20 protein-coding genes and 2 pseudogenes are annotated in these 22,505 nt (G+C 58.6%); 16 read left to right on the forward strand and 6 right to left on the reverse strand.

Translation table 11 applies throughout. The annotated features are described in order from the left end of the window. Positions 1-4 precede the first annotated feature (4 nt). Together J5278_RS30275 and J5278_RS30280 are read left to right on the forward strand one after the other, a co-directional pair. Positions 5-1,129 carry an ABC transporter substrate-binding protein gene (locus J5278_RS30275; protein WP_209186681.1) on the forward strand — a complete coding sequence of 375 codons (1,125 nt, stop codon included), beginning with the start codon at positions 5-7 and terminating at the stop codon, positions 1,127-1,129. A 58-nt stretch (positions 1,130-1,187) separates the two neighbouring features. After that, on the forward strand, positions 1,188-2,270 hold the full coding sequence (locus J5278_RS30280; RefSeq protein WP_257623521.1) for a siderophore-interacting protein: 1,083 nt from the start codon (positions 1,188-1,190) through the stop codon (positions 2,268-2,270). A gap of 163 nt (positions 2,271-2,433) precedes the next feature. On the opposite strand, the gene J5278_RS30285 is transcribed toward J5278_RS30280, so the two are convergent. Continuing rightward, a complete protein-coding gene (locus J5278_RS30285) occupies positions 2,434-4,206 on the reverse strand; it encodes an SWIM zinc finger domain-containing protein (protein WP_209186680.1) in 1,773 nt (590 codons plus the stop codon). 1,094 nt (positions 4,207-5,300) lie between these two features. On the opposite strand from J5278_RS30285, the gene J5278_RS30290 reads away from it, so the two are divergent. Both J5278_RS30290 and J5278_RS30295 read left to right on the forward strand, forming a co-directional pair. Beyond that, complete coding sequence (locus tag J5278_RS30290) at positions 5,301-5,855, forward strand: acyloxyacyl hydrolase (protein WP_209186679.1); 555 nt, start codon at positions 5,301-5,303, stop codon at positions 5,853-5,855. Positions 5,856-6,356: 501 nt separating this feature from the next. After that, positions 6,357-6,802: pseudogene (locus J5278_RS30295) on the forward strand (recombinase family protein); the annotation flags it as partial. A 55-nt stretch (positions 6,803-6,857) separates the two neighbouring features. Here the strand turns inward: J5278_RS30295 and J5278_RS30300 are convergent. From J5278_RS30300 to repA, 5 genes and pseudogenes are all read right to left on the reverse strand, one after another. Beyond that, the gene (locus J5278_RS30300; RefSeq protein ID WP_247749467.1) at positions 6,858-7,610 is read right to left on the reverse strand and encodes a GGDEF domain-containing protein; all 753 of its coding nucleotides are present in this window, start codon (positions 7,608-7,610) and stop codon (positions 6,858-6,860) included. Positions 7,611-7,699: 89 nt separating this feature from the next. Further along, positions 7,700-7,989, reverse strand: a pseudogene (locus J5278_RS31455) (hypothetical protein). Positions 7,990-8,147: 158 nt separating this feature from the next. After that, on the reverse strand, positions 8,148-9,359 hold the full coding sequence (repC, locus tag J5278_RS30305; RefSeq protein ID WP_209186678.1) for a plasmid replication protein RepC: 1,212 nt from the start codon (positions 9,357-9,359) through the stop codon (positions 8,148-8,150). 168 nt (positions 9,360-9,527) lie between these two features. Next, complete coding sequence (gene repB, locus J5278_RS30310) at positions 9,528-10,532, reverse strand: plasmid partitioning protein RepB (protein WP_209186677.1); 1,005 nt, start codon at positions 10,530-10,532, stop codon at positions 9,528-9,530. Between the two features lie 103 nt (positions 10,533-10,635). Continuing rightward, the gene (gene repA / locus J5278_RS30315; RefSeq protein WP_209186702.1) at positions 10,636-11,844 is read right to left on the reverse strand and encodes a plasmid partitioning protein RepA; all 1,209 of its coding nucleotides are present in this window, start codon (positions 11,842-11,844) and stop codon (positions 10,636-10,638) included. A 355-nt stretch (positions 11,845-12,199) separates the two neighbouring features. Here repA and traI point away from each other — a divergent pair, with 355 nt between their 5' ends. Genes traI through trbI form a run of 12 tightly spaced genes read left to right on the forward strand, consistent with a single transcriptional unit; the run spans position 12,200 to position 22,503 of the window. Further along, on the forward strand, positions 12,200-12,838 hold the full coding sequence (gene traI / locus J5278_RS30320; protein WP_209186676.1) for an acyl-homoserine-lactone synthase TraI: 639 nt from the start codon (positions 12,200-12,202) through the stop codon (positions 12,836-12,838). Continuing rightward, entirely contained in the window at positions 12,835-13,806 is a 972-nt protein-coding gene (gene trbB, locus J5278_RS30325; protein WP_209186675.1) for a P-type conjugative transfer ATPase TrbB, read from the forward strand. Before traI ends, trbB begins: the two co-directional genes overlap by 4 nt. Further along, positions 13,796-14,200 carry a conjugal transfer pilin TrbC gene (gene trbC / locus J5278_RS30330; RefSeq protein ID WP_209186674.1) on the forward strand — a complete coding sequence of 135 codons (405 nt, stop codon included), beginning with the start codon at positions 13,796-13,798 and terminating at the stop codon, positions 14,198-14,200. The genes trbB and trbC overlap by 11 nt, the downstream gene beginning before the upstream one ends. Further along, a complete protein-coding gene (locus J5278_RS30335) occupies positions 14,193-14,492 on the forward strand; it encodes a conjugal transfer protein TrbD (RefSeq protein WP_209186673.1) in 300 nt (99 codons plus the stop codon). Before trbC ends, J5278_RS30335 begins: the two co-directional genes overlap by 8 nt. 9 nt (positions 14,493-14,501) lie before the next feature. After that, entirely contained in the window at positions 14,502-16,964 is a 2,463-nt protein-coding gene (locus tag J5278_RS30340; protein ID WP_209186672.1) for a conjugal transfer protein TrbE, read from the forward strand. Beyond that, positions 16,936-17,742, forward strand: coding sequence for a P-type conjugative transfer protein TrbJ (trbJ, locus tag J5278_RS30345; RefSeq protein ID WP_209186671.1), 807 nt, complete (start codon positions 16,936-16,938; stop codon positions 17,740-17,742). Before J5278_RS30340 ends, trbJ begins: the two co-directional genes overlap by 29 nt. After that, positions 17,739-17,951, forward strand: coding sequence for an entry exclusion protein TrbK (gene trbK / locus J5278_RS30350; protein WP_209186670.1), 213 nt, complete (start codon positions 17,739-17,741; stop codon positions 17,949-17,951). Before trbJ ends, trbK begins: the two co-directional genes overlap by 4 nt. Further along, positions 17,945-19,135, forward strand: coding sequence for a P-type conjugative transfer protein TrbL (gene trbL / locus J5278_RS30355; RefSeq protein WP_209186669.1), 1,191 nt, complete (start codon positions 17,945-17,947; stop codon positions 19,133-19,135). Before trbK ends, trbL begins: the two co-directional genes overlap by 7 nt. A 17-nt stretch (positions 19,136-19,152) precedes the next feature. Further along, positions 19,153-19,830, forward strand: a complete 678-nt coding sequence (locus tag J5278_RS30360) for a conjugal transfer protein TrbF (protein ID WP_209186668.1) — start codon at positions 19,153-19,155, stop codon at positions 19,828-19,830. Positions 19,831-19,877: 47 nt separating this feature from the next. Continuing rightward, entirely contained in the window at positions 19,878-20,699 is an 822-nt protein-coding gene (gene trbG, locus J5278_RS30365; RefSeq protein WP_247749466.1) for a P-type conjugative transfer protein TrbG, read from the forward strand. After that, entirely contained in the window at positions 20,699-21,175 is a 477-nt protein-coding gene (gene trbH / locus J5278_RS30370) for a conjugal transfer protein TrbH (protein WP_209186666.1), read from the forward strand. The genes trbG and trbH overlap by 1 nt, the downstream gene beginning before the upstream one ends. 11 nt (positions 21,176-21,186) lie before the next feature. Then, positions 21,187-22,503: an IncP-type conjugal transfer protein TrbI gene (trbI, locus tag J5278_RS30375; RefSeq protein WP_209186665.1), complete on the forward strand. Its 1,317-nt coding sequence runs from the start codon at positions 21,187-21,189 to the stop codon at positions 22,501-22,503. The last annotated feature ends 2 nt before the right edge of the window (positions 22,504-22,505 follow it).

Below are 22,505 nucleotides of genomic sequence, written 5' to 3' on the forward strand. Positions count from 1 at the left end.
AACGTTGAAAATCGATAGACGTCAATTCTGCGCCTCCATCGCCGCCGCCGGCATCCTGCTGGGCACAAGGCCGCTCCTGGCGGCGGAACCGGTCACGGTCGTTGACTTAGCCGGGCGCACGGTGCGTCTCTCGGCGCCGCCCAGACGTATCATTTTGCTGGAAGGCCACGATCTCCTGACTATGTCGCTCCTCCATCCGGATCCCGCGGCACTTGTCGCCGGTTGGGCGGCCGTCGAAAGGATCGACAGCAAGATCCTGGAAACGCGACTGCGGAACAATCACGCGCTGGCGGAGGTCGGCAAGCAGGGACCCGACACCGTGTCGCTGGAAGGCGTGATCGGCCTCATGCCCGACCTCATCGTAACCACGGAGTTCATGACCCCGGGTGGCGACGAGAATCCGCTGCTGGAGCGTCTGAAGCTGCTCGATATTCCCGTCGTTTTCAGCGATGCCTCGAGCAACGGACCGGCCGATGGCCAATCGCCCGATCCGATTGCACAACTCGAAATCTCGATGCGAATGTGGGGCACCCTTCTCGGTAAAACCGCGAAGGCGGACGCGTTTACAGCCTTCGTGAGACGGCAGATGGCAGGCATCGCCGCACGGGTTTCCGGCAAACCGGCCGTGACGACCTATCTCGAAGTCCAGTCCACGCTCGATGATTGCTGCTGGGCCGCAGGGCGGAAGGTCTGGGGCGAATTGCTGGCCTTGGCCGGCGGCGCGCCGCTGCCCGGCATCACCGCGCCGTGGTTTCAGAAGCTGTCGCTCGAATACCTGCTATCCACCAGCTTCGACGTCTACATCGCCTCGGGCGGCGGGTGGGCGTCCGGCAGCAGACCTGCGATCGGTCCGGCGATCGACCCCAAGCTGGGCCAGGAGGGATTGCAGCGCCTGATCGACGGCCGGCCCGGCTTCGATGCCTTGCCGAGCGTTCACGCCAGGCGCGTGCACGGGATCTGGACCGGACTGATCACCAATCTGCCTCTCAACATCCTGTTCGTGGCGCAAGCGGCGAAATGGCTTCATCCCGAAGAATGCGCCGACCTCGACACAGCGGCGATCCTCGACAGCATCAACACCCGGTTCGCAGCCTTTCCGATCGAGGGACCTTTGTGGACCTCGATATAAGCCTATGGAGCCAGTCCGGATGTTACCGAGTTCGTTGAAGACATATCGAGCCACCGCCGTGGTGCGATTTCCCGGTATCGACGCGTACGTGGATCCGATCCTTGAGTCGATCGCCACCCACGACATGGTGGTGGAGGCGGCGGCGGGGATACATCATTTCCGGTCGTCTTTCGGCCATGCCACGCTCGAAGTCCTCGAGGACGGCTTCCGGCTGACGGCCGAGGCTGCGGACGCCGGCGGTCTCAACCGGGTGAAACATGCGCTGGTCGGGCCGATCGGCTTCATCGCCGCCCGCGAGACGATGGACATTCAATGGGAGGGCGATCATGCGGAGCCTGCTTTGCCCGACGATCTACGGATTCTGCAGGTGACGTCGATCGAGGACATTGCTCCCCGCCTCCGCCGCATAACGTTTCGAGGCGAAAATCTGGAGCGCTACGATCGCTCCGATCAGTTGCACTGTCGACTTATTTTTCAGCCCCGCGGCATCAGCGAGCCCCTGTGGCCCATGCTAGATCACCGCGGTCATGTCGTCTGGCCGGACGCCGGCGCGGTGCCGACGCGCGTCTACACCATCCGGCATATCCATGCCGCCCGGCGTGAAATCGCCGTCGACTTCGCCCTCCACTCAAACCCCGGCCCCGCGACGCGATGGGCCATCGACGCCAGACCGGGCGACGTCGTCGGCATTCTGGGTCCGGCCGCGCACGGGCCGAAAGATGCCGGGTTCTACGTGCTGATCGCGGATGAAACGGGATTGCCGGGGGTCGCCCGGATCGTTGAAACCCTGCCTGCCACGGCAACCGGCCTTGCATTCATAGAGGTGGATTCCGCTGCCGACGAATTGCCGATGCGCTGTCCCGAGGGGATGTCGATCGTCTGGCTGCACAGGAACGGCGCCGACCCCGGCACGACGACCTTGCTGCAGGATGCCCTACGAAGGGTAGAGTGGCCCGACAATGCGGACAGGACCTTCGTGTGGGGTGGATGCGAACATAAGGCGTTCAGCGCAATCCATAGGTATCTGAAAATGGTAGTTGGGCTGCCGAGAGACCGCTTTCTCCTGTACTCCCACTGGCATCGGTCACTCAGCGAGGAAGAAATCATCGCAATTGGCGGCAAGGCATATCTCCCGGAGTAAGGTCAAGCGTATGATCTATCAAAAGGGGGAGCATTGACTGGCCAGCTTGCGAGCGGCCGATGACTGTGAATCGCCATAAATAAATGACCCTTTCAACGTGAGGAATAACAAGCGTTATCATGCGCATTGGCATCTGGACCCCTTGTCGATTTACATTTCATCCTCAAAGTGTGCCAGACGGCGACCGCAAAGCCACGAGTAGCGGTCTGAGCTTGTGCTTGCGCCGATGCTTTTCAATCAGGAAATCGATCCTCGCGGTCCAGTCTTCAAAGCGGCCGGCGGCGTCGTAGGCAAGCGCAGCCTTTTCAAGCCATTGGGCCGCTGACGCATATTGCCCTGATTGCCCAGCTTCCATGATACTGCTAGCCATGCGTTCGGCGATTTCGATCACCCAGTCCGGATGAGTGGCATGCGCGACGTCCGCAAGCCGCATCAAAACCGTGTCGGACGGATTTCCCGGCAGGGTATTGAGATTGACGGACCGTATAGCCTCCTCAATCATGTCTTCGTTGAGGTAGATCCTGGTTCTGTCCCAGGCATGACGCGCAGCCGCGAGGCTGCTCAACAGAGCGCCACGAAGTTCGATCCACTCTGGTCCAGCCAACGTTGCTGCGACTTCAAAATCCTCAAACGACAGGCTCTCCTCAAAGGCTCGCCGCGCCGCCACCATCGCCAGCTTCTTTCGTCCCAACAAACCGGCATTGTCTCGCAGCCAACGGGCCAAGCTGGCCGCCCCCGCGAAACCGTCGCCCTCAGACGCCAGGTTTACGCCCCACTCGGCAAGGTCTAGCGCCGCATCACCGTGCCCGGCGTCCTTGAGCAGGCGCGCAAGCTGGAACGTCTCCTCGCCAGAGCGGAACCGTCTGCGTGCATAGTCCCCCGCTTCATTGATGCGTCCCAGCCGCACCAACATGGCCGCATACTCGCCATGGAGGCCCGCTGCACTGGCAAGATTGAGGAACGCGTCGATCCGTCCGCTGATATCGAGGACACGCAGCCGCGCTCGCGTCAACCGCTCGGTCGTCCAATCGCTTCGCCCCGAAGGCGGCCAGGACCGGCTTCTCCCAGCCAAGGCATCGTCAAGACCGATCTCATCCCACCCTTGATCGAGGGCATCGACTGCAACCTGCAGGTAGTCATCCAGCCCGTAGTCGTTGAGCATACCTTGCCAGACATCGAGCCGAACCATCAGATCATCGCACTCTTCCGCAGCGAGGTCACTCATCAGCACTGCCTCGGCGATGAGCTGTCCAAGCGGGGCGAAAAACTCGTGTAATGTCTCATCGAAATCCGCCTGCTCGCTCCAGGCAGGCACCAGCGCTTCCATCAACGGCACCAGGATTTTTAGAGCGTCGCCTCCCTTGCCGATGTCGAGGAGCGGCTTAGCATTGTCGATAAGCGCCGCGAAGGCCTCCTCATCGACAGCACCGACGTCATCGCCCCAGCGACGTCGGCGCGAATAACCTCCCGACAACAGCCGCTCCGCCTGCCGCATGACGACCTCCGAATTGAAAGCAGTTGCAAGCTTACCCTTCACGCCCGGTGTTGCGGTTTCCAGTTCTGCCTCGAGCCAGGGTTCCAGCCCAGGATCATGTCCAGCCCTCTTGACCAACAGGGCCACCAGAGCCTGTCGATCAAGGTCGCCAATCATGTCAGCAAGAGAGGGACGCTGGGGAACCGCACTAGGCGCCTCGTTATACTTGAGGAGCACCGCGACGATGTGTTTGCAGGCGCCGCCCCAGTCGTACGAGCAGGAGCAACGCGTAGTGGCCAAACCGCCGTCATAAAGTTCTATTGTGACGGAATAGGGTGAGAGCTCGCTACCTTCGACCTCGGCAATTATCCGCTCACCACGACGCTCCAAGCTGGAAACCGCACCGCGACGAAAATACTCTTGGCCACGCATAAAGGATTCGACAGTCGCCAGCGTGCGCACGTCGCTCTCGTCGAATATTGCATCCTTCATGGGTCGTCCTCCTTCTCAAACCGAACCCGCGGCCGCCGGCTTCCTCGGCTGCATCTTCCTCACCCGCGTGCTCGCAATTCACCTGTTCCTTTAAACCATCGGCCGCCCGCAGCTTTTTTCTTCTTAGTAGCCCCGTCAAGTGCCTCGACGTTTGCCAGGTCGCGCAGCGTCTCCTGCCAAACGCGGAAAGGGAGCAAGGGGTTGTCCCATACGTATATGGCGCACCCGTGTTGGACTGCTTGGCCCTGAAAAAGAAAGCCTGCACCGCGAAGTGTGGCGACGACATCGCGTCCGCTATTTCTTGCCGGTCGAGTGCCGAGAACGCAGCGGCTGGTGCCGAATACGCGCAGCAGTAGAACCGGTTTCGACATTGATTCGAAATACCTCCCTCGGATGTGGTGGTTGAGCATGGACGCCCACAAGATAATGCGAAATGCGGCAGCGCCGCCACACATCTCTCCAGATTCGGTCAAGCAAAGGGCTCTAATCATAAATAGCATCCCTTTCTGAACAGTCGGCCGATCCTTTGATTGGCCCGATAGCCTGAAGGATCTGAAATGACCCCTGCCCGCTTCCGAGAATGCCTACGCTCAATCCGCTGGACTTCTGTCGACATCGTCAACGCTCTGCAGTGCGACCTGGCCTGGATCGAAGGACTGGAGAGCGGGGAGATACGGATCCCAGAAGACGTTGCCAGCTGGTTGGACAAGCTTGCGTGCTTTCATGCTGAAAACCAGCCACCCACAACCTGCCGAGCTGGAACTGTCTATCCCATAATGTTGATGGACGTTGGGCGACCAAATGCTCGCCAGGGCTAGACAATCGAGTTTTCGGGAAAGCGGCAACCAGATGACTTCTATGTTGCCTTGGGTCTCTCAGATTGGAGGCCGTCCATTCAATCAAGCCGTTGTTGGGGACGAGACAGCGGGTTGCAGAAATGCATTACTCGCGGACAACCAAAATGTTTAGTTCCTGCCAACTTTATCGCAGCTGCCGAGATGATATTAGGCTTCTGATTTGGAGACTCCAGATGATTTCGCGCACTCTTCTGGCGCCGGCTACCCTTGCTCGCATCTACAGCCCTCGCGGCCCTCGGATCTGCGTCGGCCGCCGACCTTTCGTCCCCGCCGCCGTCTGACACTCCCAAGATCTTCAACGAGCTCCGCTTCGGCGTCACCGGCTCGGTACAGAGCGACCACGAGGCTGGCGCGACGGCGGACGTCCAAGTGCTCTTCAATCCGTTCGGCTATAACCCGACTGGCGACTGGCAAGATCAACTTGCTCATCCTCGTATCCACTTCGGAGCATCAGTTGGCACAACCCATACGGCAGCGAAGCAGCTCTACGGTGGCCTGACCTGGACGTTGACGTCATCAAGCGGTTTCTTCACGGAAGCAGGTTTTGGCAGTTTCGTCCACGATGGCAATCTGACCGACGAGAACGACGGCCCGAAGCTCGGGTGCCATTTGCTGTTCCATGAATACCTGGGGGCCAGCTACAACTTCGATAGCCATTGCAGCTTGATGGCCCAGATCAATCACTCCTCGTACGCCAATCTCTACGACGGCCCAAATGCTGGCATGACACGTGCCGGGTTGCTGGTCGGTTATAAGTTCTAAGGTGAAGGCATCCCCATGAAGTGACCTTGCCGTCGGATTGTCACCTCTTGGACAACCACGCGTTCGCTCGAGTCAGCTCTGGTTGGGGCCCCGCTACGCCTGATATCTTTGATTCTGTCTAGAGCTGACGGATTTCTGATTAGTGATCTAATGACATTCAGACGCGACGGCGAGCTAAAAGGCACGCCTGCCGAGCAAAGGCGTAATCCCCAGGTTCTTTCTTTAGGTTACGCCTCCCCCCTCTCTTCATCTCCTCCTAACTCCCTAATTTTTTCGACATTTCGGCCGCAAATGGCCGCCAAAACGAATTGGGTTTGCTGACGACTACTTGCTTGCCCGAGGCGGCGCTTCGAGTCCGGCGGGGCTGCATTTAGATCATAAACCACGCTTGGAAACGGCCGTTTATAAACACATTCCTTATTTGTACAAAGCACATCCGAAAGCGCGCGAGAAAACCATGGCAAACGGCAAGTCGCTTATCCATCACCGGCCCCAAACCGCCTGATAGGCTACGCCCCTGTCTCGACTACCGGTCAGGTGCATGGATGAGGCTCATATTGGCGAACTGCTTGATCTCGGCTGCGAGCGGATATGTCTGGAGCAGGTCGGGTGCAGTTCACACGCTCGGCCGCTTCTGACGAGCCTACTACTCGCTAATGCTACCGCCGGCGAAGTGCTTGTCGTCGTCCGCAAGGATCGCCTTGCCCGGTCTGTGAGCCATTCCCTGCAGGTGATGAAGATCTCGAGCAGCGCGGCGTCCCTTTTCAATCGATCCACGATCCGATCGATACGTCCACGCCACGGGGCATGTTTTCTCTTCAGGTTCTTGGTGCCGTCGCCGAGCTTGAACCAGCGTTGATCGCTGAGCGAACCAAGGCCGGGATCAAGGCGGCAAGCTGCCGGGCAATCTAGGCCTTCGGAAGAGACAGCCGGAGCCCTACCCGGCTGGTCGTCTACTGGTCGATCAAGGGTGCAGCAGGTGGGCAAGGACTTTACTCGATTTTACGCGACGACCCTGTTCCTGCCGAGCGCCTTTGCTTGATAGAGGTTTTCATCCGCAGCCTTCATGCAATCGGATGGATCAAACCATTCGGGGCAATGACATGCGCCTATGCTTGCAGAAATCATCACTCGTAGGCCGGAGGGCGCATGCAACATAATCCCTGCGATTTCCTCTCGAAGCTCCTCGCAACGGCCACGCATTTCATCGAACGTCCAGCCAATTTGAAACACGCCAAACTCTTCGCCGCCAAGTCTCCCAACGATGGAACTCGACTGCATTTGATAGCGTACGAGGATTCGGCCGGCGCAGCGAAGCGCCTCGTCGCCCGCTGCGTGACCGTAGCGGTCATTGATCGCCTTGAAATGATCCAGATCCAGATAAAGCAGTGCTCCGGACAGGCCCCGCTGGCTTGCGCCCTCAAGATCATCCATGAACGCGGTTCTGTTCAGGACTCCCGTCAGACCGTCCGTACGTGATTGAAGGCGAAGTGCCTCATAGGCATCGCTAAGCCTTTGCAACGCGTCTCTTGTCGCAGCCTCAGCCCGCCGCACTTTTTCCGACTGCCAAAAATGCAGTGCCGAGGCAGGGATCGATATCGCCAGCGGGCAGAAGATCGTCATGAACAGGCCAGCACCCTCTACGCGCCCTCCCAGAAACGGAACGACGCTAAACGAAAGCACCAGGGAGGCGACAACCGAAAGCAAGCCAGTCAAAACGGACTTCTGAATAACACGACGCATCGATACCACCATCAGTAATGTCAATTCCTATGACGCAGATGGCTTTAAATTTGTTGAATCCCATACAAAAAAGACGTCCGACCGGCCTGGCGCCCAAACGATCAGTCACAAACCGCTTCCTGCGTTTGGGCAGAATTCCTGACCGGAAACAAATCCTCACCGTAGTGATGAAGGCGCGTATAGTGGCGACGGCATACCCATCGCACCCGCAAGGGTTTGTCGTACTGATCGTGATGGGTATCGAAAGCTGCAATGACGAATACCTCGCAACTCTCTTTGTCAGGTCGCGCGCCTTGAGGGCCCGCTGTACAGCGAGATGTACTATGTAATTGCCAGGGTTGACACGGCGCCAGGTCGCTTGCCGGCCGCAGTCCCTCGCGTGAGGAAAAATCGCAGTCTGCACCGCGCGGATTTCCTGTCAGCAATCGTAGATGTTGAAAAAGTGTGGAGAATAGCGCGCTCCAACAAATTCAATGCCTTGCTCTGTTGTCAGCTGACGACAAGACTCTGTTTCACCTCCAGACACACGTAACCAGCTGCTCAGCTTTCTCAGACCGGCATCCTGCCGGCGGAATTGGTTTTGAGTAAAGCCATCAGCATCGGCCCGAGGGAAAATTCGCCACGCCTGGTCTTCGAGGTCAAGTCTCGCAGATATCCCCCGGCCGAATTTATATGCCCTGCCCGCTCCAGTATCGCCGCCATCGCGACGGCGGCATTCTCGGCCCCCATAACCTCGCAAGCATCTTGGTAGGCTGAAGCGCTCACGCCTAAGGTGGAGCGGACAACCACCGCGGCGGACATGAGGTCCCGCCAGCCTCGCACCTCGCCACCCGGCGCATAGGCCGTAATTTCAGGGCACGCCCGCATGACCAATCCAAATGGAAACGTCTTCAGCGTCTCGCCATGTCGCACAAGATTTACTACCGTGCTGTCGCTCTGCTCTGTTTCTGAGCAAGGTTCAAGTTCACTTATAGATTCGGTTTTTGAATTCTGTATGTGGCAACGGATATCGCTATCATTGCTGTCGGATTCTGCCGAAAAAACCTGGCATTCCAGTACATTAAGGATGCCTTCACGCAAAAGCGACACCTCGTCCAAGATTGCTTCGAAGTCCTCTTTCGACTTTGCTGTTCGCAGCCTCGTTACTGCCGCGATATACGCGTCCTCGATCATCGCCCAGTCGCCAGCAGCGCCATCTTCAACCGCAGCAGTGATGAGCTTTCGAACATCCCTACGGGCGATAGTTGTGCGTTCTTTGACGACCTTTAGACGCCGAGCGTCTTCGGCGACCTGTTGCGCCATGAGAGCGAATTCTTCCGACCTTGCAAGCATGGGGCCAAGACTGAATCCATAAGCTGTCTCCACCGCCCCGTCCTTGGAACGCCTAACGTAGCGCTTGCCGTTGGGGCTGTCGTTGCGATTGATCAACCCTGCGTCTACCAGCACAGCTAGGTTCTCTCTAAGGGTCGTGCCGGCAATACCGTTTGCTCGAGCGATCAACTGGGCATTAGAAGGAAAGACGACGAGGTTTTCGTCGTGGTTGAGTTGCGTGTCCGGATAAAATGATAGGAGTGCGTTGAGCACGGCAAGCGCACGATCGCGCAAGCCAAGAAGCGTTCGTGCATCACAAACGTCACGGTACACTTTCCACTTATCCGCAGACTTCCCCTCCCGGATCTCGGATACCTTGAACTGAGCCTTGACCAACGCAAGCGTCATTGGCCGCCGCCCAAAGGGCGTCGTTACACTTCCATTTTGCATTTTTCTTTCACCTTTCGATCGGCAAAAGAAATCCACTCACCAAAACGGTGCCAAAGACTCTTGACTAGGATTCATGGAAATGCGATTCTCAGGTTGCTTAGACCAATGAGAGAGGCTTCCAAGACGACAACGTTTGGGGGCCTTTTTCTTTTGCGGTTTCTTCCTTTTCTAACTTGCGGATCGGGACGCGCTCTGGCGGAAGTTCTCGTAAAGGTCGGGGATACGATCCATCACGAACTTGGCAAACGCCTCGTCTCGATCTCTATCAATTTGGATCTTGCAAACCTTACCCGTGACGGCAAGAGTCGCGATCTCCGAGCCATCCGCAGACTTTGCGATAAGGGCATGGGGTCTCAGAGAGATCGGCTTATCGATTGCCTTAACGGCACGAAGCACTGCGATAAAGCGATCATCAGACGTCTTGTGGCCGAAAGAACCGTCCTTCATTGCCTCGCGTGCCTTGGTTTCCGCGCCTTCGCTCTTCAGCACGTGGGCAAGCTCTTGCCACCGGGGTCGACCAATTTTCGGAGCTTTTCCTATCGCTTCGCTTAGCCATAGTGGAACCGCGCGGCCTACATTAATGAGCTTCGATGCCTCTTGACGATCAACTGAGAGTGCAGTCTGAATGAGTGCCCGGTCGAAGCCACCGTCTTCAAGTTTGAGAGCGAACATCGAGCGCTCAATGAAAGTAAGATCTTCGCGCGCGGAGTTTTCGATGCCCTGTGAAAGAACGAGGCGGTCGTCTCCTAGGTCGCGAACATAAGCTTTGACGTTGATGCCAAGTTCACTGGCAGCACGCACACGGCGGTGACCATAGGCAATCTGATAACGGCCGGTCTCGGTTGGGTGGTTGCGAACGAGGACAGGTATTTCCTGGCCGTTCTCCAGGATCGAGGTCTTGAGGGCTTCTACAGCAGACGGATCCTGATCCGCAAAACGATCAGCGAAAGGAGAGGGGTCAATAAGCGAGGGATCAAGTTCGATCGGCAGTGCGCCTTCCGCAACCCGCTGCTTGAGTTCCTCGTAATCTCTCTCAACTTCTGAGAAGGTATCTTTCAAGGACCGCACTGCGCCCGACGCAACCCGCTGCATCGGCTGACGGGTCTCCGCCGTGGGCACCACATCAGGCCCAGCGGCAAAGAGATTGCGAACTGATTGAGTTCGTTTACTCATCTCTGGTCTCCCCGGTAAAAACGTTGCGGCATCCGATGCCATGACTTCGTGTCGTCAGCTGACAACAAGCTAGGCAATTGATTCTTTTGAACGTGGAGCAAAATCATCTGCCCCACACATCGTTGATTAAGCCAACAGCTTCATGGTTCACGGCACTGATCGATTCCATGGCGCGATCGTAAGTCGACCGACCCACAGCTCCACGCGAAAGCTCATAGAGCGATTGTTTGGTTAAGCCGGCATTGGCGATCGCAGTCGACTTCCAGGCGGCTGCAGCCATTACATCAGTTCCGAATACGTCGCGAAGCAGACCTACGATTTCCTGTTCAGGGACGTCTCGCGGATCATGGCGAGTGACGAGGAACCTTAGGAAATCATAATCGAGCTTGCCGCCCGCTTCCTCAATGACGGATACAAGATCGGACGTCATCAGAAGGAACTGGCTCATAGACGCGACGTCCACCATCTGCGGATGAACGGTTACAATCATGCCTGTCGCTGCATTGAGGGCGCCCATCGTGAGGAAGCCCAACTGAGGCGGGCAGTCGATTACGACGATATCGTATTCATCTTCAACCTGATTGATGGCGCTCGCGACACGCCTGAAAAATAGATCTTTCGGCCGTCCGCGGTTCTGAAGCATGAATCGGGGCGTCTGGTGTTCAAACTCCATCAATTCGAGATTGCCAGGGACAATACTGATGCCCGTAAAGTAGGTCGAGCGGATCACATCGCTCATCGGTACACGCTGATCGTCGTATCTGATTGCGCCATATATGGTGGCGTTCTCGGCTACATCAAACTCGGGCTGATACCCGAACATCGCGGAAAGCGATGCCTGAGGATCAAGATCGATTGCAAGAACTCTGTAACCCTGAAGTGCCAAACCCTGTGCGAGATAAAGTGAGGTCGTGGTTTTGGCCGACCCACCCTTGAAGTTTGCGACGGTTATGATCTGAAGTTTATCACCGTCACGGCGACGTGGCCAAAATCGCCCAGCCTCTTTCGGACGCGCCTCTGCGAGGTATCGGCGCAACACGTTGATCTGCTCCAGAGTGTAAGAGCGCCGTCCTCCCGTACCGATATCCGGCGCCGGGCCGAGGCCGTCCAGCGACAATTGGCGCAGGTACCCATCAGACACGCCAACTATCTCGGCAACTTCGCCAGAAGTAAATGAGCGAAGCGACTTTTGCGCTGTTGGCGGAAAGGCGCGCTCACCGACTGCACGGAGTCGCGCAGACAGCGCTTCAGCGCGCTGCGTTATATGTGCAGAGGTTGCTGCTCTACTGATGTGCCTGTCGATCACGTTCACTTTAGCCTCAGGTTCAAGACGGTTTGCAAGCGTCAGACGCGCTTGTGCCGTCTCAAGATAGCGCACGATTCTAACAATGCTGCAAGAGAATTAGAGTTACCAAGAAGTTAACACAATTTCCTTAAATTCCGACGTGGGTTAACATTCCTGATAGATATCAACACTTTAGGTTGCTTCCTGGCATGATTGCTAATCTTTCAATTCTGCAGATCTGCAGACGGAACCTTGCGACATTGCCAGGCTGGGGCATCGAACCCACAGTTCCAAGCCGACTCAGCGCTCTGCAGATCTGCAGATAGCCAGCCGCGATTCCAAATGATCTTTGTCCCGCATGTCCACATCATGCGGAGATCAAATGCAGATTCTGACCGTTTCACCGGATCGATATCTCGATCACTCAAACCACCTGAAACAGATGCACTGGTTGCGCGCCTCAGTCTTCCGTGAACGTCTTGAGTGGGATGTCACGATTACTGAGGCCGGAGAACGGGACGAGTACGACGATCTCGACCCGACTTACATACTCGCGGCCACTGATGACGAGAGGGTCATCGGCTGCGCCCGTCTGTTGCCGGCAGTAGGCCCAACCATGCTGGAACGGACTTTCCCGCAGTTGCTGGCAGCCGGCTCGCTCAACGCCTCTGCGAGGATGATTGAGAGCTCCCGCTTCTGCGTCGACACATCGTTGCCCGCGGGCAGGGGAGGGGGCCAGCTCCATCTCGCGACACTCACCATGTTTGCCGGTATTATCGAGTGGTCGACGGCAAACGGCTACGACGAGATCGTCACGGCTACCGACCTGCGCTTCGAGCGTATCCTGAACCGGGCCGGATGGCCTATGAAGCGGCTTGGCGAACCTGTGGCAATCGGAAACACGGTGGCGATCGCCGGCACACTGCCAGCCGACCGGGTAAGCTTCGACCAGGTTTGCCCACCGGACTACCACTCGACCATCGCTGAATATCACGGCCGACAGGTCAGGAGCGCTGCGTGACCCAGCTCCGCTCTCATCCTCGCTTGGTCCGTAAACTACAGGACGCGCTTGGCGACCAACTCTGCATCGCCCTCGATGACGCCACCGTTGTCGAGATCATGCTCAATCCGGACGGCAGGCTGTTCATCGAGCGGCTGGGGCACGGCGTAGCACCGGCCGGCGCGATGAGCACCGCCGCAGCCGAAGTCGTCATCGGCAGTGTTGCGCATGCCCTGCAGTCGGAGGCCGACGACGAGCGGCCGATCATCTCAGGCGAACTTCCTATTGGTGGGCACCGCTTCGAGGGCCTATTGCCACCGGTGGTATCCGGACCGGCATTCACGATCCGCCGTCGTGCTTCGTGTCTTATCCCACTGACAGAGTATGTGAAGTCGAAGGTGGTGACCGAAGCCCAGGCGTCGGCAATTCGAAGCGCGATCGACGCTCGGATGAACATCGTCATCTCGGGTGGCACGGGATCGGGCAAGACCACACTCGCCAACGCCATCATCGCCGAGATCGTCACTGCGGCCCCGGACGATAGGATGGTCATTCTCGAAGACACCGCCGAAATCCAATGCGCGGCCGAGAATGCCGTGTACCTACATACCAGCGATACGATCGACATGGCGCGTCTGCTGAAAAGCACGATGCGCCTGCGCCCCGACCGCATCATTGTCGGTGAGGTCCGCGATGGCGCAGCGCTAACACTGCTCAAGGCCTGGAACACCGGCCATCCCGGCGGCGTCACCACGATCCATTCCAACACGGCGATGTCAGCCCTGCGCCGGCTCGAGCAACTGACGGCGGAAGCCAGCCAGCAGCCGATGCAGGAGGTGATCGGCGAGGCTGTCGATCTCGTGGTTTCTATTGAGCGAACGGGGAAGGGGAGGCGGGTTCGTGAGGTCATCCACATCGAAAGATACCGCAATGGCCGTTACCAGACTGAACATTATGCCCAGATCGATGAGGACAGTCATGTCGCGTAAACTATCCATTCTTCTCACCGGCGCGACGCTTGCGGCCTTTTCTGTCGGCGTTAGCGATTCCGCATTCGCTTCCTCGGGCGGAGGTGGCCTTCCCTGGGAATCGCCGCTGCAACAGATCCAGCAATCGATCACGGGGCCAGTCGCTGGGTTCATTGCGCTGGCTGCGGTCGCCATCGCCGGCGCCATGCTGATCTTCGGAGGCGAGCTGAATGATTTCGCGAGGCGGCTTTGCTATGTCGCGCTGGTGGGCGGTGTCCTTCTCGGGTCTACCCAGATTGTCGCTCTGTTCGGCGCCACCGGCGCCTCGATCGGCGAGGCTCACGCGCGGCCCGAGCAAAACACCCCCAAACCAACTGTGACGCGGGATATACGAGGGGAGGGGGCTCATGACTGAGGCCGGCTCGTCTCTGGCACGCTCGCGTGTGCACCGGGCGCTGTCGCGCCCAAATTTGCTGATGGGCGCTGACCGCGAGCTGGTTCTGCTGACGGCGCTTGCGGCCATCATCCTGATTTTTGTCGTCCTGACCTGGTATGCGGCACTGTTCGGTGTTGCGATCTGGCTCGTTGCAGTCGCGGCGCTGCGCATGATGGCCAGATCCGATCCACTGATGCGGCGGGTTTATCTCCGCCACATCTCCTACAAGACGTTTTACCGCGCGACTTCGTCGCCGTGGCGCAAGTTCTGAGGGACTGAGATGGTCGCCCTCAAACCATTCCGTCATTCCGGACCGTCCTTCGCCGATCTGGCGCCCTACGCCGGCTTGGTCGATAACGGTGTCGTTCTTCTGAAGGACGGCTCGCTGATGGCCGGCTGGTATTTTGCCGGGCCGGATAGCGAAAGCTCGACCGACGCCGAGCGTAACGAGGTGTCGCGGCAGATTAACGCCATCCTGTCGCGGCTGGGTTCGGGATGGATGATCCAGGTCGAGGCTATCAGGGTGCCAACCGGCGATTATCCGACTGAGGCCGAATCTCATTTCACCGACCCGGTCACACGTGCCATTGACGACGAGCGGCGCGCGCATTTCCAGAAGGAGAGGGGGCATTTCGAGAGCCGCCATGCTCTGATCCTGACCTGGCGGCCGCCGGAGCCGCGTCGCTCCGGGTTGACGCGGTATGTCTATTCTGACGCGGCGAGCCGTTCTGCGACCTATGCCGACACGATGTTGCAAAGCTTCCTGACCAAGATCCGTGAAGTCGAGCAATATCTTGCCAATGTCTTGTCGATCCGTCGGATGATGACGCGGGAGAAGTCAGAGCGCGGCGGCTTCCGTGTCGCCCGATACGACGAGCTCTTTCAGTTCATCCGTTTCTGCATCACCGGTGAGAACCATCCGGTGCGCCTGCCGGAAATCCCTATGTATCTCGACTGGCTGGTGACGGCCGAGCTGCAGCATGGCCTGACACCCATGGTCGAGAACCGCTTTCTCGGCCTGGTCGCGATCGACGGTCTGCCGGCCGAAAGCTGGCCTGGGATCCTCAACACGCTTGACCTGATGCCGCTCACCTATCGCTGGTCGTCCCGCTTCCTCTTTCTCGACGCGGAGGAAGCAAGGGCGCGGCTTGAGCGCACCCGCAAGAAATGGCAGCAGAAGGTGCGGCCGTTCTTCGACCAGTTGTTCCAGACCCAGTCACGCTCGATGGATCAGGATGCCATGCTGATGGTGGCGGAAACAGAGGACGCGATCGCCGAAGCCTCATCGCAGCTCGTTGCCTATGGCTATTATACGCCGGTCATCGTTCTCTTCGAAGAGGATCAGCATCGGCTCCAGGAAAAGTGCGAAGCTGTCCGCCGTCTGATCCAGGCCGAAGGTTTTGGCGCACGCATCGAGACGCTGAACGCCACGGATGCCTTTCTCGGCAGCCTGCCCGGCGTTTCCTATGCCAATATCCGCGAGCCGCTTGTCAACACTCGCAATCTCGCCGATCTCATCCCACTGAACTCAGTCTGGTCGGGAAGCCCTAACGCACCATGCCCGTTCTACCCGCAAGGCTCGCCGCCCTTGATGCAAGTGGCATCCGGATCGACGGCATTTTGCTTGAACCTGCACGTCGATGATGTCGGCCATACACTGGCTTTCGGCCCGACCGGTTCCGGCAAATCAACGCTTCTGGCGCTGATCGCCGCGCAGTTTCGCCGTTACGCTGATGCTCAGATATTCGCCTTCGACAAGGGCGGCTCGATGCTGCCGCTGACACTGGGCGTCGATGGGGACCACTATCAGATTGGTGGCGGTGCGACCGGAGAAGGAGAGGGAAGGGCGCTCGCATTTTGCCCACTGGCAGAGCTTTCCAGCGATGGCGACCGCGCGTGGGCGACAGAATGGATCGAAACGCTGGTGGCGCTGCAGGGTGTGACGATCACCCCGGATTATCGCAACGCAATTTCGCGGCAGATCGCATTGATGGCAACGTCGCGCGCCCGCTCTCTGTCGGACTTTGTGTCCGGCGTCCAGATGCGAGAGATCAAGGACGCGCTGCATCACTATACCGTCGATGGTTCGATGGGCCAGTTGCTCGACGCAGAGCAGGACGGTCTGGCGCTTGGTTCCTTCCAGTGCTTTGAGATCGAGGAATTGATGAACATGGGCGAGCGCAATCTCGTTCCCGTTCTCACCTATCTGTTTCGTCGCATCGAAAAACGCCTGACCGGCGCTCCCAGCCTGATCATTCTTGACGAGGCATGGCTGATGCTCGGGCATCCGGTCTTCCGCGACAAGATCCGCGAATGGCTGAAGGTGCTGCGCAAGGCCAATTGTGCCGTTGTGCTTGCCACCCAGTCGATCTCGGATGCGGAGCGCTCCGGCATCATCGATGTACTGAAGGAGAGCTGCCCAACGAAGATCTGCCTGCCGAACGGAGCGGCACGCGAACCGGGCACGCGGGAGTTCTATGAGCGCATCGGGTTCAATGAGCGGCAGATCGAGATCGTTGCAACCGCCATTCCCAAGCGCGACTATTACGTCGTCTCACCGGAAGGTCGCCGTCTGTTTAACATGGCGCTCGGTCCTGTCGCGCTCTCGTTCGTCGGCGCGACCGGCAAGGAAGATCTGAAGCGCATTCGCAGCCTCCATTCCGAACACGGGGCCGCGTGGCCTCTCTACTGGCTCCAGCAACGGGGGATCGCCCATGCCGACACACTCATCTCGACCTCTTGAGACCTACCGTGCGGTGGTCATCGCGACTGGCCTTGCAATCGCAACGCCAATCCAGGTCCAGGCCGGTGGCGTGACAGGTCAGGCAACGGAATGGACACAACTTGCCAACAATACCGAGCTGGTCTCGCTCGTGGGCAAATCGGCCGAGCAGGTGAACAACCAGATCACCCAGATCTCGCAGCTGGCGGAGCAGATCCAGAACCAGATCAACATCTACAAGAACATGCTGCAGAACACGGCGCAATTGCCAAACCACGTCTGGGGTCAGGTCGAGAACGACCTGAAGAACCTGCAGAACGTGGTCGCGCAAGGACAAGGCGTCGCCTTCTCAATGGGCAACATTGACGATGTCTTGAAGCAGCGTTTCCAGAGTTTTTCCAAGATGAAAAGCAACCTGCCTGACGGGGCAAGCTTCTCCTCGACCTATCAGAACTGGTCGGACACCAACCGCGATACGATCGCAGGAACCCTGAAGGCCGCAAACCTGACGGCGGACCAGTTCTCGAGCGAGGAGAGCACGATGTCGTCGCTGCGCTCGATGTCAGAGATGGCTGACGGGCAGATGAAGGCGCTGCAGGTCGGACACCAGATCGCCGCCCAGCAGGTCGCGCAAATGCAGAAGTTGCGTGGTTTGGTTTCCCAGCAGATGACGATGATGGGCACCTGGTTCCGGTCGCAGCAGGCACAAAAGGATCTCGCCCAGGCACGCCGGGAAAAATTCTTCAGCGGAAGCGAGCATGACATCCACGGCGGGCAGACGATGGAGCCCCGCTGGTGAGCCCGCGTCTCGTCTTTATCCTAACTGTCGTCAGCATCGCCACGCTCGCTGCCGGCGTTACCTGGATCGTCGTCCAGCCGGGTCCCCATCCGGTTTCGGGAGCGGGAGAGGCATCCGATGCGGCCCGGCGCGAACACCGCGAGAAATTCTTCGGCGGCGACACCGATAGCGACATTCGTGGCGGGCAGGAAATGAAGCCGCGATGGTAATTGTTCCTCGTTCCCGCCGCCTCGAACTCGCCCTCGTCGCGATCGGCATCCTGTTGATCGCGAGCGCGCCGGCCTTCGGACAACAGGGTCAGGTGCTGACCACCCTGGAGAATTCCGTTGTCACCGCCGCTAAGGGCTGGGAAACGACTGTTATGAACGCAGCGCGGTCATTGTTCTGGATCCTCGCAGGCATTGAGATCGGCATCGCCGCGGTGTGGCTGGCAATCAATGCCGCATCGCTTGACAGCTGGTTTGCCGAACTCGTCAAGCGCATCATGTTCATCGGGCTGTTCGCCTTCATTCTCAATGAGGGGCCAGCCTTTGCCAAAGCCGTTGTCGACAGCCTCTACCAGATCGGAGCTGGTGGTGGTTCGGCCTCTCCCGCCAACATTTTCGACGCCGGTATTCGTGTCGCGACCAAGATGTCCGAACAGGCGAAATTCGGGCTGTGGGAAGACAACGCGCTCGCCATCGCCGCCGTGTTCGCCATGGTGGTGGTCGTCGTGTGCTTCTCGCTCGTGGCCGCGATCTTCGTCTCGGTCATGGTCGAGATGTACGTTGGACTGCTCGCCGGAATGATCATGCTGGGATTGGGCGGAACGTCCTATACCAAGGACTTTGCCATCAAATATCTGGTCTACGCCTTTTCCGTCGGCATGAAGCTGATGGCACTGGTGATGATCGCCAAGATCGGCTCCGACATCCTGCTCGGACTGGCCGAGGCACCAACAGCTACCTCGGAACAGTTCATCACTACGCTGGCCATCGCCGGCATCTCGGTTGTGGTCTTTGTCATCGCCATGTCTGTGCCGCCAATTCTCCAAGGCGTAGTCCAGGGTGCTTCGGTTTCGGGCGGCATGGAAGCGATCCGCTATGGCGGTCAGGCCGCATCCTTCGCGGCAGGTGCGGGCTTTCTTGCTGCGGGGGCAGCAAGCCGAGGTTTCCAAGCGGCAAGCTCGGCCAGGGCAGGCGGAGCATCTTTCGGCAGCGCCGCTATGCGCGGCATGGAAGCCGGTATTGGCGGCGCTGCCAACGCGGTTGGCTCTGCCGCGAAGGACAAAGCGATCGGGTCGCCCGGGGCCTATGCCGGGTCGTTGCTCGGGCTCGCCAATGCGAAACTCGACCAGCAGTCCAGCCGACCCGCGTCGCCGCCTCCACCCCCGCCGATCAACCAGACCAAATGACTGGAGGCCGAGCAGCTATGGCCGGACACAACCCGCTTGATAATCCCGATGTTGCCAATCCGTATATTGCCGCGCGCAACGAATGGAACGAGCGCTATGGCTCCTATGTCAGAGCTGCCGCCGCTTGGCGCATCGTCGGCATCACCGGCATGACCATGGCCGTCATCGGCTTTGGCTACGCGCTGTACCAAAGCACGCAAGTGAAGCTCGTTCCCTATATCGTCGAGGTCGACAAGCTCGGCGCGGCGGTCAACGCCGGATTTCCGCAGCAGATCGAATATGCCGATCCGCGTGTTGTGCGCGCCACCCTCGGCAGCTTCGTCTCTAATTTTCGAAGTGTGACGCCGGATGCGGTCGTGCAGAAGCAATATATCGACCGGACCTATGGGCTGCTTAGGACGTCCGACGCGGCGACCGAGAAGATCAATGCCTGGTTCCGCTCGAACTCACCGTTTGAGAAAGCAAAGACCGCGACGGTTGCGGTCGAGGTCAACAATATCGTCGCCCTATCGAACCAGAGCTACCAGATCGACTGGACCGAATTCGAACGTGACCGGCGCGGCAAGGAAACGGCCGTCCGCCGCTTCCGCGGCATTGCAACGGTGACCCTGACGCCGCCGCAGGACGAGGGCGTCATCCACATAAACCCCATCGGTCTCTATCTCCGCGACTTCGACTGGACAGCACAGCTTTGAAAGGCATGGCTCCGAACATGATCATCCCACTTACGAGAACACGGGCCATGCTGACGAGCGCTCTCGCCTCGGTGATGTCGGCGTCTTCAATAGTCGTTCCCTTCCATGCTTCTGCTGCCGATGGCTTAACCACCAACGAAGCAAAGGGCATGGGCATCTCCACCCAGTGGCGTGGATCGCGGGGTCTCGTCACCAAGGGCGCCGAGGGCAAGGTGATATTCCTATACGGCGAGGTCCAACCCTCGGTCGTGTGCGCGCCGCTGCAGGTTTGCGATATCGAACTGCAAGGCGGCGAGGTGGTTCGCGACGTCCTGGTCGGCGACACGGTGCGTTGGAAGGTCGAGCCGGCGACGTCGGGGGCTGCCGGCGGTCAGGCCATTCACCTGATCGTCAAACCGTCGGAGCCAGGCCTTATGACCTCCATGGTCGTGACGACGTCCAGGCGAACCTATCACATGCAGCTCAAATCCCATCCAACCCAGTACATGGCGCGTGTTGGCTTTGAATATCCAGAGGATGTTTCGACCAAGCTCGCTGACATCAATGCGCGGCTGGAGGCAAACACCATCCCGGGCGCCGGCGTCCCGGCCGATCAACTGAGCTTCTCTTATTCTGTTTCGGGCAACGCTAACTGGCGACCAACGCGGGTCTATTCCGACGGTCTCAAGACGTACATCCAGTTTCCACGCTCGATTTCCGGCCAGGATGCGCCCGTTCTGTTTGTCACCTCAGGTGGACAGAACCGCATCGTCAACTACCGCATGAAGAACAACATGATGATCGTCGATTATCATGTCGACCGTGCTGTGCTCGTTTCCGGTGTTGGTTGGAAGCAGGAAAAGGTAACGATCAAAAGAGGAGGGCAATGATGGCTACCTTTGGCCTTACATCAAGCTTCCTGGGCCAAGTCCGCAGCTTTGCCGCAGCCTGCGTCCTCATCATCCTCCTTTCCGGATGCCAGTCGACCGGAGCCGACGGCCTCGTCTTGAGCAACGCGCCGCCGGAGATTTCCGGCGCAGCGGCGAGTGCTATTGCCGGAGACATGGTCAGCCGCCTTGCCGAACAGATTGGCCCGGGAAAAGCGACCGTTGCGCTCAAGACTGATACCTCGCCCTTCGGCCAGGCGCTGGCAGCCACCTTAAAGGGATGGGGCTATGCCGTGGTCACCGATCAGAAGACCGATCGTGACACGACCATCATCCCGCTCGCCTACGTGATTGTCCCGTTCGATGGTCAGGTGCTGGCGCGCCTTTCGACCAACACCGTCGAGCTCGGCCGAGCCTATTCTGTGACGTCGACCGGCGCGACGCCAGCGAGCGCGTTGTCGCTGATGCAGCGCAGCTGAGGAGACCAACCATGGCGCAATCCCTCAATCTCGGCAACGCACAGAACAGTGAACCCCGGCCCGGCATACGGCGGATCAACCGCGTGCCGATCGTGGTCGTTATCGTCGTTATAATCGCGTTCCTTGGTGTCATCTTCTACGGGCTAGCTTCGCGCGGGCTCTACTTCGGGAAGGACAGTGGTCCGGAGACAAGTTCGGGCAACCCTGCCTCCACCTACGCCGACCAGATCAAACGCGGTGTGACCGATGGCATTATCGGCGATCAGCAGCAGACCAACTTCCAGCCAACGCCAGTTGATACCAAACAGGCTGAGGCGAAGCCGACCAATCCCTTCATACCGCAGTCGGGGCAACGCGATGCGCAACAGGGCGGTCAAGAGCTCGAAGCGGAAGGGGTTTGGCGAGCCCGTCTCGCGAGAGAACAACAAGAGCAATATCTGCGTGAGCAGCAGCGCCAGAGAATGGCTAGGCTGCAGGCGAACAACGCTGCCTATGATGCGCCGCTCGCCATTGATCGCAGTAAGCTGGAAACGCGTGCTGAAACGAACGCCACCACGGAGACGTCGGCAAGGGCCGCAACGCCTTCGACAAATACGGGCAGCACCCCCGATCTCTATGCGGCCGCCCTGCGTGCGGGGCTCGGTGATCAAAACGTCGATCCCAATGCTCAAAGCTCCAAGGAAGACTTCTTCAACGCCGACCTAAAGGACCTTGGCTATTTGCCCAACCGTGTCGTGCCTCAACAATCGTCCTTCGAGCTGAAGCGAGGTTCGGTCATTCCGGCGACACTGATCACCGGCATCAATTCGGATCTGCCAGGCAGGATCACCGCCCAGGTAAGCCAGAACGTCTACGATAGCGCCACCGGTCATCGCCTGCTCATCCCGCAGGGAACGAAACTGTTCGGGCGTTACGACAGCAAAGTCTCCTTTGGACAGAAACGCGTGCTGGTTGTCTGGAGCGATATCATCTTCCCGAATGGTTCGACTTTGCAAATCGGCGGGATGGCGGGGACCGATGCTGAAGGCTATGGCGGTTTCAACGACAAAGTGAACAATCACTATCTGAAAACGTTCGGCTCGGCGGTGCTGATTGCCCTGATCGGAACGGGGATCGACATGGCCGTTCCGGAAAGTTCGACACTCGCGACCCAGGACACTGCCTCGGATGCGACGCGGCGAAACTTCGCAGAAACGTTCGGCCGGGTGGCAGACCGGACCATACAACGGAACATGGATGTTCAGCCCACGCTCGAAATTCGCCCTGGCTACAAGTTTAATGTCCTTGTCGATCAGGACGTTGTATTTCCTAATAATTATAGAGACTAACC

This window comes from Rhizobium sp. B21/90, from assembly GCF_019355815.1.
GTDB lineage: Bacteria > Pseudomonadota > Alphaproteobacteria > Rhizobiales > Rhizobiaceae > Rhizobium > Rhizobium rhododendri.

Excerpts from the sequence above, each read along its gene's own strand:
- trbH (WP_209186666.1), top strand. The coding sequence starts at position 20,699 with ATGGCTACCTTTGGCCTTACATCAAGCTTCCTGGGCCAAGTCCGCAGC.
- J5278_RS30300 (WP_247749467.1), bottom strand. The coding sequence starts at position 7,610 with ATGGTGGTATCGATGCGTCGTGTTATTCAGAAGTCCGTTTTGACTGGC.
- trbL (WP_209186669.1), top strand. The coding sequence starts at position 17,945 with ATGGTAATTGTTCCTCGTTCCCGCCGCCTCGAACTCGCCCTCGTCGCG.
- repC (WP_209186678.1), bottom strand. The coding sequence starts at position 9,359 with ATGCAAAATGGAAGTGTAACGACGCCCTTTGGGCGGCGGCCAATGACG.
- trbJ (WP_209186671.1), top strand. The coding sequence starts at position 16,936 with ATGCCGACACACTCATCTCGACCTCTTGAGACCTACCGTGCGGTGGTC.
- J5278_RS30360 (WP_209186668.1), top strand. The coding sequence starts at position 19,153 with ATGGCCGGACACAACCCGCTTGATAATCCCGATGTTGCCAATCCGTAT.
- trbG (WP_247749466.1), top strand. The coding sequence starts at position 19,878 with ATGCTGACGAGCGCTCTCGCCTCGGTGATGTCGGCGTCTTCAATAGTC.
- J5278_RS30335 (WP_209186673.1), top strand. The coding sequence starts at position 14,193 with ATGACTGAGGCCGGCTCGTCTCTGGCACGCTCGCGTGTGCACCGGGCG.
- trbC (WP_209186674.1), top strand. The coding sequence starts at position 13,796 with ATGTCGCGTAAACTATCCATTCTTCTCACCGGCGCGACGCTTGCGGCC.
- trbI (WP_209186665.1), top strand. The coding sequence starts at position 21,187 with ATGGCGCAATCCCTCAATCTCGGCAACGCACAGAACAGTGAACCCCGG.
- repB (WP_209186677.1), bottom strand. The coding sequence starts at position 10,532 with ATGAGTAAACGAACTCAATCAGTTCGCAATCTCTTTGCCGCTGGGCCT.
- J5278_RS30340 (WP_209186672.1), top strand. The coding sequence starts at position 14,502 with ATGGTCGCCCTCAAACCATTCCGTCATTCCGGACCGTCCTTCGCCGAT.
- traI (WP_209186676.1), top strand. The coding sequence starts at position 12,200 with ATGCAGATTCTGACCGTTTCACCGGATCGATATCTCGATCACTCAAAC.